This window comes from Amycolatopsis sp. NPDC043889 (genome assembly GCF_056435645.1).
The window spans coordinates 1-14,568 of sequence record NZ_JBWKEC010000049.1; the positions used below are offsets into that span (position 1 = coordinate 1).

The 14,568-nt window shown below is 68.5% G+C and carries 15 protein-coding genes and 1 pseudogene; 10 read left to right on the plus strand and 6 right to left on the minus strand.

What is annotated here, in order from left to right; all coding sequences use genetic code 11:
• The 6 genes from AC0685_RS41335 to AC0685_RS41360 all read left to right on the plus strand — a co-directional run.
• The coding region (locus AC0685_RS41335) for a sensor histidine kinase (protein WP_478230493.1) at positions 1-1,251 on the plus strand (1,251 nt) is incomplete at its 5' end.
• Positions 1,252-1,390: 139 nt separating this feature from the next.
• Positions 1,391-2,479: a hypothetical protein gene (locus tag AC0685_RS41340; protein WP_478230494.1), complete on the plus strand. Its 1,089-nt coding sequence runs from the start codon at positions 1,391-1,393 to the stop codon at positions 2,477-2,479.
• Complete coding sequence (locus AC0685_RS41345) at positions 2,479-3,633, plus strand: toxic anion resistance protein (RefSeq protein ID WP_478230495.1); 1,155 nt, start codon at positions 2,479-2,481, stop codon at positions 3,631-3,633. Before AC0685_RS41340 ends, AC0685_RS41345 begins: the two co-directional genes overlap by 1 nt.
• Complete coding sequence (locus AC0685_RS41350; RefSeq protein WP_478230496.1) at positions 3,630-5,255, plus strand: substrate-binding domain-containing protein; 1,626 nt, start codon at positions 3,630-3,632, stop codon at positions 5,253-5,255. Before AC0685_RS41345 ends, AC0685_RS41350 begins: the two co-directional genes overlap by 4 nt.
• Positions 5,252-5,848: a hypothetical protein gene (locus AC0685_RS41355; RefSeq protein ID WP_478230497.1), complete on the plus strand. Its 597-nt coding sequence runs from the start codon at positions 5,252-5,254 to the stop codon at positions 5,846-5,848. The genes AC0685_RS41350 and AC0685_RS41355 overlap by 4 nt, the downstream gene beginning before the upstream one ends.
• A 130-nt stretch (positions 5,849-5,978) precedes the next feature.
• Positions 5,979-7,073, plus strand: coding sequence for a peptidase inhibitor family I36 protein (locus AC0685_RS41360; protein ID WP_478230498.1), 1,095 nt, complete (start codon positions 5,979-5,981; stop codon positions 7,071-7,073).
• A gap of 285 nt (positions 7,074-7,358) precedes the next feature.
• On the opposite strand, the gene AC0685_RS41365 is transcribed toward AC0685_RS41360, so the two are convergent.
• Together AC0685_RS41365 and AC0685_RS41370 are read right to left on the minus strand one after the other, a co-directional pair.
• Positions 7,359-8,153 (minus strand): LmeA family phospholipid-binding protein, encoded by a 795-nt coding sequence (locus tag AC0685_RS41365; RefSeq protein WP_478230499.1) that lies wholly within the window; start codon positions 8,151-8,153, stop codon positions 7,359-7,361.
• Between the two features lie 45 nt (positions 8,154-8,198).
• The gene (locus AC0685_RS41370) at positions 8,199-8,453 is read right to left on the minus strand and encodes a hypothetical protein (protein ID WP_026467456.1); all 255 of its coding nucleotides are present in this window, start codon (positions 8,451-8,453) and stop codon (positions 8,199-8,201) included.
• A gap of 175 nt (positions 8,454-8,628) precedes the next feature.
• Between AC0685_RS41370 and AC0685_RS41375 the strand changes: the two genes are divergently transcribed.
• Positions 8,629-9,333, plus strand: a complete 705-nt coding sequence (locus tag AC0685_RS41375; protein ID WP_478230500.1) for a class I SAM-dependent methyltransferase — start codon at positions 8,629-8,631, stop codon at positions 9,331-9,333.
• A gap of 25 nt (positions 9,334-9,358) precedes the next feature.
• On the opposite strand, the gene AC0685_RS41380 is transcribed toward AC0685_RS41375, so the two are convergent.
• Positions 9,359-9,949 carry a maleylpyruvate isomerase mycothiol-dependent enzyme family protein gene (locus AC0685_RS41380; RefSeq protein WP_478230501.1) on the minus strand — a complete coding sequence of 197 codons (591 nt, stop codon included), beginning with the start codon at positions 9,947-9,949 and terminating at the stop codon, positions 9,359-9,361.
• 7 nt (positions 9,950-9,956) lie between these two features.
• A complete protein-coding gene (locus AC0685_RS41385; protein ID WP_478230502.1) occupies positions 9,957-11,411 on the minus strand; it encodes a M20/M25/M40 family metallo-hydrolase in 1,455 nt (484 codons plus the stop codon).
• Positions 11,412-11,492: 81 nt separating this feature from the next.
• Between AC0685_RS41385 and AC0685_RS41390 the strand changes: the two genes are divergently transcribed.
• Entirely contained in the window at positions 11,493-11,942 is a 450-nt protein-coding gene (locus AC0685_RS41390; RefSeq protein WP_478230503.1) for a hypothetical protein, read from the plus strand.
• A gap of 78 nt (positions 11,943-12,020) precedes the next feature.
• Here the strand turns inward: AC0685_RS41390 and AC0685_RS41395 are convergent.
• A pseudogene (locus AC0685_RS41395) lies at positions 12,021-12,221 on the minus strand (DUF6228 family protein); the annotation flags it as partial.
• Between the two features lie 209 nt (positions 12,222-12,430).
• Between AC0685_RS41395 and AC0685_RS41400 the strand changes: the two are divergent.
• A complete protein-coding gene (locus AC0685_RS41400; protein ID WP_478230504.1) occupies positions 12,431-13,003 on the plus strand; it encodes an RNA polymerase sigma factor in 573 nt (190 codons plus the stop codon).
• Complete coding sequence (locus AC0685_RS41405) at positions 12,996-13,880, plus strand: CU044_5270 family protein (protein WP_478230505.1); 885 nt, start codon at positions 12,996-12,998, stop codon at positions 13,878-13,880. Before AC0685_RS41400 ends, AC0685_RS41405 begins: the two co-directional genes overlap by 8 nt.
• Positions 13,881-14,084: 204 nt before the next feature.
• Here AC0685_RS41405 and AC0685_RS41410 read toward each other — a convergent pair whose 3' ends face one another.
• Complete coding sequence (locus tag AC0685_RS41410) at positions 14,085-14,495, minus strand: hypothetical protein (RefSeq protein WP_478230506.1); 411 nt, start codon at positions 14,493-14,495, stop codon at positions 14,085-14,087.
• Between the last annotated feature and the right edge of the window lie 73 nt (positions 14,496-14,568).

Below are 14,568 nucleotides of genomic sequence, written 5' to 3' on the forward strand. Positions count from 1 at the left end.
GCGCTGCGGATGACGCGGCTCGTCGGCGGCACCGAGGTCGAGACGATCCGGTCCGATCAGCGCGGCGCCTACTGCGGCGCGACGCAGTTCTTCGTGCACCAGGAGACCGAACACACCTACGGCGCTTCGGTGCACGCGGTCAGCGACCTGACCTTCCTGACCTTGCCCGCGGCCGAGTTCGCCACCGAGTTCCGCCGTTGGTTCCCGATGGCGACGCATCTGCTGGAGGGCATGTACCTCGGCTGGCGCAACAGCGACACCGTGATCGGTTCGCGGCGGCGGCTGCTGGCGCTCGGCGAGCTTTCCGCCGGGTTGACCCATGAACTCAACAATCCGGCGGCCGCCGCGGTCCGCGCGACGGCGGCGCTGCGGGAGCGGGTCGCCGGGATGCGGCACAAGCTCGCGATGCTCGCGAAGAAGAACGTCGACCCGGCGCTGCTGGAGCAGTTACTGGACATCCAGGAACAGCTGGTCAAACAGGTCGCCTCGGCCCCGAAGCTGACCGCGATGCAGCAGGCCGACCGCGAGGACGAGATCGGCGACTGGTTCGACGGCCACGGCATCGACCAGGGCTGGGACCTCGCCGACATCTACGTCCGCGCCGGGCTGACCGTGCCGGATCTGGACCGGCTGCTCGACTCGGTCGGGGAGACTTTCCTCGACGGCGCGGTCCGCTGGCTGGCGTACGCGCTCGAGACCGAGATGCTGATGGGCGAGATCGAGGATTCGACGACCCGGATCTCGGTGCTGGTCGGCAAGGCCAAGCAGTACTCCCAGATGGACCGTGCCCCGCACCAGTGGATCGACGTCCACGAAGGACTCGACTCGACCCTCGTCATGCTCGCCGGGAAGATCGGGCCGGGAATCCGGGTCGTGAAGGAGTACGACCACGCGGTGCCGAGGATCCCGGCATACGCGGGCGAACTGAACCAGGTGTGGACGAACATCATCGACAACGCGCTCGGCGCCATGGGGCCCGACGGCACGCTGATCCTGCGGACGTCCAGAGTGGACGATCATGTGCACGTCGAGATCGGCGACACCGGGCCCGGTATCCCGGCGGAGGTGCGGCAGCGGATCTTCGAGCCGTTCTTCACCACGAAGCCGGTGGGACAAGGGACCGGGCTCGGCCTGGACATCTCCTGGCGCATCGTCGTCGAACGGCATCAGGGCGATCTGCGGGTCGACTCGGCGCCCGGCGACACCCGCTTCACCGTGTGCCTGCCGGTCTCGGAGCAGTCCGTGATCTGATTTTCCTTCTACCCCAACGGTTCGCCAGGAACTGACGACTTCTTTCGTTCATCGATCGTTCACTTCGAAATGGCTCACTCGCGCGTCAAAAGAGTCGAACGGGCTGAAAGATCGAGCTGGTGAACGAGGGGGTGGGCCGGTGAAACGCCGTCTGTCGATCGGCCTGGCAGTGGTGCTGCTGCTGGCCGTGGTCGCCGTGATCGTCTGGGGCCGGGACGGTGACGAGAACACCGCGCGGGGGGCCGAGCTGACCACGGTGCGCGGCGTCATCGGATCGGAGAAACTGGCCTTCTTCTCCGATCGGCGGGTGGCGGAAGCGTTCGCCAAGCACGGGCTGAAGGTCGAGGCCGACACCGCCGGTTCGCGGCAGATCGCGAGTATGGACCTCGGGAAGTACGAGTTCGCGTTCCCGTCCTCGTCACCGGCCGCGCAGCGGATCCAGCGCGACCACAAGGTGACCGGCGTGCACACGCCGTTCCAGTCGCCGATGGCGGTCGCGACCTTCGAGCCGATCGTGAACCTCCTGAGCGCCAACGGGATCGTGCGCAAGGGCGCCGGCGAGTATCAGGTGCTCGACATCGCGAAGTACCTCGAACTGGCGCAGAAGAGCACGCGCTGGGACCAGCTTCCCGGCAACACCGCCTTCCCGGCCCGCAAGAACGTGCTGCTCACGACCACGGACCCGCGCGAATCGAACTCGGCGGCGATGTACCTGTCGATCGTCTCCTTCGTCGCCAACGGGAACAACGTGGTCAGCACGCCGGAGGCCGAGGCGAAGGTGCTGCCCGCGGTGTCGAAGCTGTTCATCGACCAGGGCTACACGCAGAACAGCACCGAAGGCCCGTTCGAGGACTACCTCGCGGCGGGGATGGGCAAGACGCCGATGGCGCTGATCTACGAGTCGCAGTTCGTCGACAGGCTGGTCCGTGCCGACGGTTCGATCCGGCCGGATATGCGCCTGCTCTACACGGCGCCGACGGTGTACTCGAAGCACACGCTGGTCCCGTTGAAGCCGAACGGCGACCAGGTGGGCAGGCTGCTGGCGACCGACCCGGAACTGGGGAAACTCGCCGCCACCTTCGGCTTCCGCACCGGGGATCCGCGCTTGTTCGCCGACGTCGTCGCCGCGGCCAAGGCGCCGGTGCCCGCGGATCTGGTGGACGCCGTCGAGCCGCCGTCGTTCGAAACGCTGGAGCGTCTGCTCGACGCCGTGAAGAAGCAGTACTGATGGACGATTTCACGCTCACTCCACCCGAACCGGTGGAGGCGATCCCGGCCGAGCGGGCAGCGGGCCTGGTCACCCTCGCGCCGGAGGTCCACGCGGAGGTCGCGAAGCGCGCCGAAGACTTCGCCCGCCGCCTCGAAGCGCTCGACGTCCGATCGCCGGAGTTCACCCGGGTCCTGGACGAACTGCTCGCGGTCGGCGAGTCCGACATGCGGGCGGCCGCGACCGTCGCCGGCGCGCTGCTGGACCGCTCGACGCGGGCGCTGGCGGAAATCGGCTCACCGCAACAGCAGGCAGCGGTCAGCTTGGCCGGGCTCCGGCGGACAGTGGCGGAGATCGATCCGGCGAAACTGCCGATCACCGGCCGCAAACTGATGGGGATGATCCCGGTCGCGGGCAGCGCGAAGAAGACGCTGGACCGCTACCGCGCCGCCAACGAGCCGGTGAACGCGCTGGTACTGGAGCTGCGTGCGCGGCAGGACGTCCTGCGGCGGGACAACGCCGCGCTCAAGGGCGAGCGCGAGCGGTTGTGGGCGACGCTCGGCAAGTTGTCGGAAGCGGCCGCGTTCGCCGAAGCCGTCGACACCGCGGTCGAACGCCAGGCCGGGATCTTCGACTTCACCGACCCCGCGCGAGCCAAGTCGCTGCGGGCCGACGCGCTGCATCCGATCCGGCAGCGGCACCAGGACCTGCTGACCCAGCTCGCGGTCAGCGCGCAGGGCTATCTGGCGCTGGATCTGGTGCGGCGCAACAACGACGAGCTGATCCGCGGAATCGAGCGGGCGGTGTCGACCACGGTCGCGGCGCTACGGGTCGCGCTGCTGGTGAGCGGGGCACTCGCCGGTCAGCGGGACGTCCTCGACGAGGTCCAGGCCGTGCAGGCCACCACCGACGGGCTGCTCAGGGCCAACGCGGAGATGCTGGAACTGCGCAGCGCCGAGATCCAGCGAGCGGGCAGTGATCCCGCGGTGGCGGTGGAGACGATCCGCGAGTCGTTCGAGCGGATCTACCGGAGCATCGACGCGATCGACGAGTTCAAGGCGGGGGCCGTCTCGACGATGGCGGCGACCGTGGAGGCGCTGTCGGGGGAGATCCGGCGGGCCGAAGACCATTTGCGCCGCTCTCACGAGACGGCGACGGCCGAGGGGGCATCGTGAAACGCTGGGCGGTCTTGGCGGTCAGCGCGGTTTGCGCGCTGTCACTGGTTTCGTGCGATTCGAGCGAAGGCGGGACGCAGAACCTGGGGGAGGCCGAGCCGGGCACGTTGCGGGTGCTCGCGGGCAGCGAACTGGCCGACCTGCGGCCGCTGCTGGAACAGGAGGCGGCCGCGACCGGGGTCAAGGTGAAGTTCCAGTTCACCGGCACGCTGGAGGGCACCGAATCGCTCGCGAACGGCAAGGTGGACGGCCAGTACGACGCCGTCTGGTTCTCGTCGAACCGCTACCCGGCGGCGGTTCCGGAGGCCGCGAAACGGCTGGGTGAGCAGGTGAAGATCATGAGCTCGCCGGTGGTCCTCGGTCTGTCGGCGTCGTCGGCGCAGCGGCTCGGCTGGACCGGACGGCCGGTGGGCTGGGGCGAGATCGCCGAGCAGGCCGGGAAGAAGGCCTTCACCTACGGCATGACCGATCCGTCGGCGTCGAACTCCGGTTTCTCGGCGCTCGTCGGGGTGGCGTCGGCGCTCGCGGGGGCGGGCAACGCGGTCGACGCGCGGCAGATCGCTTCCGTCACCCCGAAACTGACCGAGTTCTTCAGCGCGCAGGCGATGTCCGCGGGCTCGTCCGGCTGGCTTTCCGAGGCCTACCGACGACGGGCGACCGGCGAAGATCCCGGCAAGAAGGTCGACGGCCTGATCAACTACGAGTCCGTCCTGCTCTCGATGAACGCGAGCGGGAAGCTTCCCGAACCATTGACGCTGGTGTACCCGTCCGACGGCGTGGTCACCGCGGACTACCCGCTGACGTTGGTGCGGAGCGCGAATCCCGACGCGCGGGACGCGCACCGCAAGCTGGCCGAGCGGCTGCGGACGCCGGACACCCAGCGCAAGATCATGGAGACCACGCAGCGCCGTCCGGTTGTGCCGGGTGTCCAGCTGGGGCAGCAGTTCGCGCGGAAGGACCTCGTCGAGCTGCCGTTCCCGGCGACGCAGCAAGCGGTCGACGCGTTGCTGGGCGCCTACTTCGACAAGATCCGGCGGCCGTCGCGGACGCTGTACGTGCTCGACACCTCCGGCTCCATGGCGGGCGACCGGATCGAATCACTGCGCACCGCGCTGATCGGGCTGACCGGCGCCGACGGTTCGCTGACCGGCCGGTACCGCCGGTTCCGCAGCCGTGAAGAGGTCACGATGCTGCCGTTCGACACCGTGCCCGGCAGCCCGGAGACGTTCACCGTCCCGGAAGGCGATCCACAACCCGCGCTGGACAAGATCAAGCGATTCGCCGAGGGCCTCGACGCGAACGGCGGTACGGCGATCTACGACAGCCTCCACCGCGCGTACGACATCATGGGACCTTTGGTCGCGCGCGACCCCGATCGGTTCACCTCGATCGTGCTGATGACCGACGGGCAGAACGCGAACGGCGCCAAGTTCTCGGATTTCCAGCTGAGGTTCCCGGCGCTGCCGGAGGCGATGCGGCAGATCCCGGTGTTCACCGTGATCTTCGGCGAGGGTGACTCCACCGAACTCGGCGAGGTCGCGAAACGCACCGGTGGCAACGTGTTCGATGCGCGAGGCGACGTCCTGCCCAAGGTGTTCCAGGAAATCCGCGGGTACCAGTGATCGGGTACCTCGGCTCCACGAAGAACCTGGCCGGCTGCGTCGGCGGGCTGATCGGGCTCGCGCTGTACCTGACCGGCGTCGTCGGCGGATTGTGGCCGCTCGTCGTCGCGGGGCTGTACGCGGTGTTCGCCCTGCTCGCGCCGCCCGAGCGGGTCCGGCTGGTCTCGGCGGACGCCGTCACCGAGGCCGGGCAGCTGCGCGCTGACCTCGACTCGCTGGTAGGCAAGGTGACCGCGCGGGCGCAGCGAATGCCGGAGTCCTCTGTGGACGGTGTGCGGCGGATCGCCGAGGTGCTCGACGAACTGCTTTCGCGGCCGGAACGGTGGGCGGCCAACCCGGATGTCCAGCACGCCGTCACCCGGTTGGCGCGAACCGATCTGCCGCTGTCGGTGGAGACCTACCTGAATCTGCCGTGGTGGTTCGCCGCCAAACGCCGGGCCGGCAGTGAGCCGAGCGCGTCCGATGAACTCCTCACACAACTGGAACTGCTGGAGACCGAAGCGCATCGCATCGCCGAGCGGTTCTACGCGGGCGACGTCCATCGGCAGGCCGACCACACGCGCTATCTGCGCGAGCGCGGCGAATCCGGCTGAGAGTCCCGATCATCGGCAAGCGAAAACACGTCTGCCGGTCGTTCTGCATGGGCATGCCGATCTTCCCGTGGTGAACTCGGGAAGCCGATCCGACCGTGGTCGGTTTCCGTCTTCCCCAGGGAGTTCAGACGTGCACAAGTACAGACTCGGGGCGGCCTTCCTGGCCGCTGTGGTGATGTGTCTCGCCGGCGGTGTCCCGGCGAACGCCGAGGAGCGCGGCGAGCACTGCGTCGCCGACACGGCGACCGGAGTGATCCGGTGCTTCGACAGCGTCGGAGATTCCCTCGCCGCGGCGTCGGCAGGCGAGGTCGGCGCGTCCGCGACGGTGATCAGCGTGCTCTACGAACACGGGAACTTCGGCGGCGCGAGCCTCACGGTCACTGGATCGCCGTGCGTCGAGGGGACCAACCAGAACCTCGGCTTCCTCGGTGCCTGGAACGACAAGATCTCCTCGTTCCAGACCTTCAACAACTGCTACATCACGATGTACGAGCACGCCGAATACCAGGGCGGCTCCCAGGAGTGGTACGCCAACGACAGCGGCAACTACGGGTCGAACATGAACGACAAGGGCAGCTCCGTGGTGTATTCGCGCGGGCCGTCCCGCGCCGAGCTGCTCAAGGACTGCGGCAACGCGACCAAGACCTGCAACGCCCACGTCGACCAGCGCGGTCAGGACTTCTACGGCAACTGGGGCCGGGTCGACACGGTGTTCAACTGCAGCGCCAACAAGATCACCCAGGTGATCGGCAAGCGGGACACCCGCAGCGGGAAGAACACGGTGTCGAACGAGATCAGCGTGAGCGCGGGCTTCAAGTTCCTCGTCGACTGGTCGGTCGCGTACAAGCGCACGTGGGGCCAGGAATGGGGCTGGGAGACCAGCGAGAGCGTCGAAACCCGGATCGAGGTCAACCCCGGCTACTGGGCGGGCCTGGACCGCTCACCGGTGATGCGGGTGGCCAGCGGCTCGTACGACATGTGGTACGACAAGCGCAGATGGGGCCACCACCAGTGGTACGTCTGGAACTTCAGCGGTGAGGGCCCGGCGCCCGGTGTCGTGGGCCAGACCCGGACCGTCGGCAAGAAGATGACTTCGGACGAGAAGAAGAAGGTGTGCGGGAAGTCGGCCGGTCTCGTACGGTCGTCCGCCGGAACGCAGGCGGAAAGCGCCGCCGCGACGTCGGTGCCCGCGGTGCGTGTCGCGGAGGGACCGCTGCACAGCTAGTTCGGCAGTGGTCACCATGGTCGTGAGTGGTGATTCGGATTCTTGAGGGGTGAAGGCAGATGTGGCAGATTGCGAAAGCCACTTTCGCAACGTCTGAAAGCGGCTTTCGCAACGTCAGCTGAAGTGGCCGGCCCAGGTGGTGGTGAAGGCCTCCTTGCCTACCCTGAAGGTAGGGAAGGAGGCCTTCCCTACGCCTCCGACGGGGTCACGAGCGGATCGCCCACCGCACCCGCCACGTTTGCCTTACCCCTCAATAGAACCCGAATCGTCATTCACGACCAGCCGTCAGCGGCCGCCGAGTCCCGGCAGGGTCAGCGTGGCCACCGCCGTCGTCACCCAGCCCAGCAGATCGCCGAGCGGGATGGTGGACAGCTTTTCCGGCCATTCCTCCGCCAGCGCGTGCAGAACAAGGTGACCGTCGTGCGCCTCGACCGCGATGAGCCGGATCCCTTGCGGAAGTTCGGGCAGTGGCAGGACGATCGGCTTGAGGCGGGACGGCGGGCCGAACCGTCGGCGTCCGATGTGGACGGACATCGGCCGGAGGACGACGGCGTCGTCCTCCACAGTGGACTCCAGGGCGAGATGTCCCCAGCGGGGCCGCTTTTCCCAGCGGACGTGGAAATGCCCGTCCTCGCCGGGGGTCACGATGATGCCCGGCCGGACCTCGGCGACGCGCGCCTGGAGAACTTCCGGTGACACCCGGATCGCCATCTTCACCTGCTCGGGGATGGCGGCCGGGGACGGGAGCGAGCGGAGACGGACGTTCGACGCCAGCACGGTGATGCGTTCGAGCGGCGTCTCCGGCCAGTCGACGTCCTCGACGACGATGCGGACGTCGCCGATCCTGCCGGTCGCGGCCAGGCTGAGGCTGTCGGCCTGGTAGTCGAGCCCGGTCAGGGTGAGCCCGACGTCGTGCTCGTCCACCTTGGCCGTCAGCCGCCGCCCGACCAGCTGTTCGGTGACGGTCTTCAGAATCGCGGCCGGGGTCACGGGCACATTGGGCAGCAGCGCCCGCCCGGCGGCGGCCAGGCCGAACAGCTCGGGAAGCGGGTTCAGGTCGAACCATCTGCCGTCGCTCATCCGTCCAGTGTCGCCGAACGGGACGCCGATCGCCGCCGCAGGGGGTCAGCGGGCCGCGAAACGGGCGATCACACCCGCCAGGATCACCCAGAACGCGGCGGCCAGACCGTAGTCGAGGATGACCGCGAGATTCGGGTCACTCACCGGGAAGAGTCCCGGCCAGAACAACGCCAGCGGTTTGGCCAGTGCCTGGATGAAGATGAAGAAACCGTTGCCCGCGTTGGCTCCCGCGAGCACCATCACCATGTACAGCAACTCGATGAAAGCGAACACCGCGCCGATGCCGGTGATGACCCGCACGGCGGTGTTGCTCCTGCTGGTGGTTCGCCATCTGGACATACCGGAAATGTTCCCGGGCTCCGTCGTGGCAAACGCTTCAGGTGCCAAGTTGCGCCGATCGGCCGTACCTCGCCCACTCCTCGGAGGCGTCCGGTGACGGAACGCCGTCTCGCTGATATCGATTATCATTGTCACTGTGACTCTTGGGGATTGGAACGACCGCTGGGAACGCCTCATGGCGAAGTACCAGCCAGGACGCGAGCGGGCGATCGAGCGGATGATCGACCTGGTCGCGTCGCGCTGTGACGGTCCGGCGCCGCGGGTGCTGGACGTGGGTGGCGGCACGGGCACGCTCTGTGCTCGTCTGCTCGAGCGCCTTCCCGGGGCGGAGGTCACGCTGGTCGATCTGGATCCGGTGATGCTGACGATCGCCGGTGCGTCCCTGCCGTCCTCGGTGGAGGTGGTCCGGGCCGACTTGCGTGACCCGGACTGGGCCACGCACCTGCCGGATGGCGGCTACGACGCCGTTCTGGCGGTCATGGCGTTGCACTACCTGCCGCCCGGGCGGCTGACCGAGTTGTACGCCGAGCTCGCCGGGCTCGTGCGGCCGGGCGGGTTCGTGGCCACTGTGGACGACATGCCGGACGTGGAGGTCGCGGCGTCCCCGAGCGACGGCGGCGAGAATCCCTGGGGTGCTTGGTGGGAGCAGGCCGCGGTGGATCCGGTGCTCGGTCCCGCGGTGGTGGAACGGGCCCGGTTGTTCGGCGATTCGCCTTCGGCCGAATGGCATCCTCCGGTCGCGTGGCACCTGCGCGCCTTGGGAGCCGGGCCGGTCGAGGAACCCGTCGTGGCTTGGCGAAACGGTATTCAAGCCGCCGTGGTGGCCGTCAGGCCTCGCTGAACGGCGCCGTGCTCTCCCGGCCGCTTCAGGCGTCCAGAGGCGTGCCGCGCCACTGCCAGCCGGCGCGGGAGGGCCGCCCGGGGAGGCTCGCCCGATCGGTCGCCCACAGCAACGCCGTCCATGGATCGACGCCGGCGGCGTCCACCTCGGGGAACATCCGCGCGAGCACTCGCGAACAGACGTCGCGCGGGGGATCGAGGGTGACGTCGAGTCCTCTGGCCATGTCCTCGCCGTGGACCAGGACCTCGACACAGCCCATTCCGGCGAAACCCTCGAGGTCGGCGCGGCCGCTCGGGTGGTACGCGCGGACGTCCGGGGCCACCGTGCGGAGGGTGGCGCTCAGGATGCCGCCGCCTACCGTGACGAATTCCAGCATCTCCGACGGAGTCGCGGCCCGGTCGGCGACGGCTTCGAAGCAGACGAAACGCGGCGTCGACGGCCGGGCGATCAGCAGTCCCGCGTAGGAGATGAGGCAGTCGCCGAGATGCTCGGCCGTGCGCCAGGCGTTGAGTTCGCCGGTGCCCGGCGCGGCCGGCCAGTCACGGCCCGACGCCTCGCGCAGGCTGTCCGTCACGCTCGCGATCGCCGCGTCGAGGTCGTCGGGGGTGACTGTCATCGTGGCATCAGCTCAAAGGTGTCGGGAACGCGACCGGACCGCGGCGGCCGTTCTTCCCGACCGCGCGCACACCGAAGAACACGTTGTCCTTCGACAGATCCACTTTAGCCTCGGTCCTGTCGCCGACCTTGATCGCGTGCGTCCAGTCGGCCGCCGTCGTCTCCCGCCAGACGACCTCGTAACCGGCGAGATCCGGGTCCGTCCCGCGCCGCCACACCAAATCCGTGTCGTTCGTAAGCTGGTTCGTCCGGATCCGGACGTCTTCGGGGGTGCCCGGCGCGGTCGCCAGCGACCACATCGTCGCGGCGTTGACCCGCGCGACCCCGGCGATGAACGGGAAGTCGCAGAACTCCGGCAAATCGCCGAACCGCTTGCCGTTCTCCACCCGGACGTCCTGGTGCTGGTGCGCGTAGTCCTCGTGCGGTTCGGTGAACCGCGCGGCCGGATATCCCTGCTCGAGGAACGGGATGTGGTCGCCACCCCGGAGGTAGCGGTCTCGCCGGTGGATCACCCGCACGGTCATACCGGTCGCCTCGTTCTCCGCGACCGACCGCACGAACCGCGCCAGCTGGCGGGAGGGCGAATCGTTCTCCCCGCTGACCGCGCGCCGGATGTCGGCCTGTGCCGGGGTCTCCGACGTCGGCACGCCCTCGGCGAACAACCGGATCGTGCGCGGATCCCTCGTGCCGTCGTCCGCCCGGCTCGAACCGACGATGTCGTTGGTGAACATCGCCTGCACGTTCGTGCCCGCCGCCTTGTACAGCGTGGCCATGTGCCGCGCGCCGAACAGGCCTTGCTCCTCGCCCGCGACCGCCGCGAACACGATGGTCGCCGCCGGGCGGCGAGTGGCGAGCACCCGGGCGAGTTCCATCGCGACGGCCACTCCGGAAGCGTCGTCATCGGCGCCTGGAGCGTCCTTCGTCGCGTCGAGCGGATCCGAACACCGGGAGTCGTAGTGGCCCGACACGACGTAGACCCGTTCGGGGGTGGTGGAGCCGCGCAACGTGGCGACGACGTTGGTGATCGTGGTGGCCACCGGGATCCGGGGCGGGGCGGGCTGCTGGAGATACGACTGCAGTTCAACCGTCATCCTGCCGCCCGACCGCTGTGCGGATTTCGTCATCTCCGCGAAGATCCAGTCGCGGGCGGCGCCGATTCCTCGGACGGGATCGGTCTGCGAGGACAACGTGTGCCGGGTTCCGAAGGCGGCGAGTCTGCGTACGGTGGCCTCGATGCGGTGTTCGTCCATTTCTCGGAGGATCGCCAGGAGTTCCGCGTCGGGGCGTTGCGGAGAGAGGCGTTCGCCTGGGCCTCGGACTTCTGGTTCTTCGGGGCCGGCTGGAACATCAGCGAGGGCAGGGGAAGACAGGGCCGTGGTCGACAGGGCGGTGGAAGACAGGGCGGCCGCCGAGAGTGCCGCCGAGGTGGACAGGAAAACTCGTCTGGACCTTTCCTCAACCATTCTCTTGTTCCTACGCGCCTTGTGGTCGGGCGTGCAGTCGGAACGCCACCGACGGCCCGGCTCGCCTGCTTGAATAACTGAGTGAGCGAGGACTATCCGAGACTGCTGGAAGACCGGGAAGTGCTGGTGGCGCGGGGCGCCGAGCGACGACAAGCGCGGCTGCGGGGCTGGCTGGACGGCTACGACGGGCCACGGCCGCTCTATCGGATCGAGCTGTTCCTCGATGGTGACCGGTATACGGCCACCGCCATGGACATGTTCGAGTCTCTTGTCCGGCTGCGTCGTCAGCTGGAGCCTGGGGGTTGGGCGATCGCCGTTCAAGGGGCCCGCCGCGATACGTACCCGAGCGGGATGTGCAGGGATATGGGCGGCGGTTCGCGGATCTACGTCATGCGGACCGGCCACAAGGCTTCGGAAGCCGACCTGGTCGCCACGCTGGCCGATGCCGAGCTCGACCGGATCGCAACTGTCGCGGAACAGGAGACCTGTCACGCCGAATGGCGGGAAGCGGCCACAGGCCGCCGACTCTGAGCGCACGTGACGTCGTCGGCTCACGCCGCTGGGCGGTGCAGGAAACCGGTACGAGCCAGTCGCCAGTACCTTGATCCCTCGGGTGATTCGCGACGATTGCTCTCCGGGCTCGATCGTCAAGTCACCGGTCGCGGCCCAGCCGGTCGGGGTGAAACCTCTGGAGGGTGACCCGCGGCCACACCTGGCCGTACTGATGGGACGCATCGATTCCAGCTCTCTTTCGAGGGACTTCCAGGTTCGGACTCCGTCCCAGTCTCGCTGGTCATCCATGTGCTGCTGGAAGAACTCCGCCTAGCTCGGCAAGAAGAACTGTGGCGGACCACCTTCGGCGGCATCGGCCGTCCGCTGAGGCCACACCGGATGGGAGCCGTGACATGACGGCGCGGGCGGCACGTCACAGCCGGGCGGGAAGAAGAAACCGGCCGTCGGCGAAGTGGTGGTGAAAGCTGACTGCAGACGGGAAGGACCCACATGTCAGAGGCGGGCACATGACAGCGGGAACGGGCGAGCAGGTGACCGATGCCGACCTGGCCGCCCGGTTGCCGCAGGACCCGGAACTGTTCACCGAAGTGCACGATCGCTACTTCGCGGCCATCTACCGGTATGTGGCCGGACGGCTGGACGCGCAGACCGCGGAGGACATCGCCGCGGAGACGTTCCTCGTCGCGTTCGACCGACGCGGCGCGTTCGACGCCGAACGCGGTGAGGTGCGGGTCTGGCTGTTCGGTATCGCCACGAATCTGGTGGCCAGGCACCGCCGCAGGGAGGCTCGCCACTATCGGGCGCTGGCACGGGTGAGCGTCGCACCGGCGGTCGAGGGGCACGAGAGCAGGGTGGTCGCGTCGGTGGCCGCCAGGCGGCTGCTTCCTCAGCTCGCGAACGCGCTGTCGCGGCTGTCCGCCGGGGAACGGGACGTGCTGCTGCTCGTGGCGCTCGGCCAGCTCGGGTACGAGGAAGTGGCCGCGGCGCTCGGTATCTCCTCCGGCACGGTCGGTTCCCGGCTCAACCGTGCACGCAAGAAGCTCAACTTCATCCTCACCCCGGAGGCACTCGATGAATGACCTGCAGACGCTGCGCGCCGCGCTGGCCCTGGACGAGCCGTCCCAGGACGTGGTCGACCGCAGCCGGCACCGGCTCCAGAACCGGATTCGCGGTGGCCGGACTTCCCGGCGGCGGACCGGATGGCTGGTCGCGGGAGCCGGAATCACGGCGGCCGCCGCGGCCGCCGTGGCGATCGCGGCCATGCCGGCCGCACCGGTCGACGGTCCGCCGGTGCGAACGGTCACTGGGCAGGAGATCCTGCTCGCGGCCGCCACCGCCGCTGAGCGTTCCCCTGAGGGGGCCGGCACGTACTGGCACGTGAAGATGACCGAGGCGGAGGGCTCCGCTGCTTCGAGTGGGTATGAGTACTGGATCAAGCCGGACGGTCAGTCGTGGATGCGGGGAGCGAAGACGGGAGGCAAGGTCACACCGGTGAAGGCGCTTTCGACCACCCCGTTCTCACTGGTCGCCGTCGATCTGACCCTCGAGCAGTTGCGTGCCCTGCCGACGGACCCGGGCGCGTTGAAGGCCTGGATCGCCGAGGCCCTCGAGCGCAGCGACGCCAGGACGAGCGCGGGTGAGCTCACCGCGAGCGACCGGGAACAAGCCGGCTTCCAGTCGTTGATCTCACTGGTGTCCACCCTGCCGGCCACGCCGGAGGTCCGGGCCACGGCCTTGCGCGTGATCGCCGAATATCCAGGTGTCGAAAACCTCGGCACGGTGCCGGGCGGGCTGGGACTGTTGCTGCCCACGGGCGAGCGGCTCGTCGTCGATCCGGCGACCGGACGGGTGAACGGGACGTCGGTCTTCGTCACCATGGACGGGGCGGTGTACAAGGTGGCCGACCCCGCCGGCGCCAGGATCGACGCCGAGTGGACCGACACCCTGCCCGAATAGCGGGCCGGTGGCCGGGGGCATGTCCCGCTCCCGGCCACTTGCGTGCGGTGGATGCGGGAAGTCCGGCGGTTCGAGCCCGAGCGGCGTTCAGGACGTCCGCACTCCGCGGTGAACCAGCACGACGACCGCGCTGGGCGTTCGGCGCGGTCCTCACGGTCAGAGGCAATGATGGGTCGTTCCCGGCCGGCCCTGACCTGGAAGTTGTTACGCCCCTTCAGAACCGGGGTCGCCGCCTCGGTCCCAGAGCGCGTAGAACGTAGCTCGGGAAACAGGTGTGAGGCCGGGGTCGAGTGCCTGGTCGGTGAGCCCGCCGGTGTCATCCTCGATGTTCCGCCACCAGTAGCGGTGAACAGCCCCGGAAGAATCCTGCTCGATCTGCTTGATGGCCACGGTCTCGTGGTCGACCGCGATCGCCTCCCACAGCCGGCGGGCTCCTTCGTCGACCAAGCCTTCGTGGTCCACGTACTCGTAGTACTGGCGAGGCTCGGAACCCTCGTCCAACGCCCGGTACCACGCGACGCTCGCCCGGAACGCGGATTCGGTCTCCGGTGGCCAGTGTCGTTGTGCTGCCAGACGTCGGTAGTGCGTCTCCACGTCCGCCGGAAAGTCGGTCACGGCCAGAGTGTGCCGGTGTACCGAGCCGGGCGCATCCGGGCACGCGGGAGACCGCGCCGGCCTTCTTTGTCGC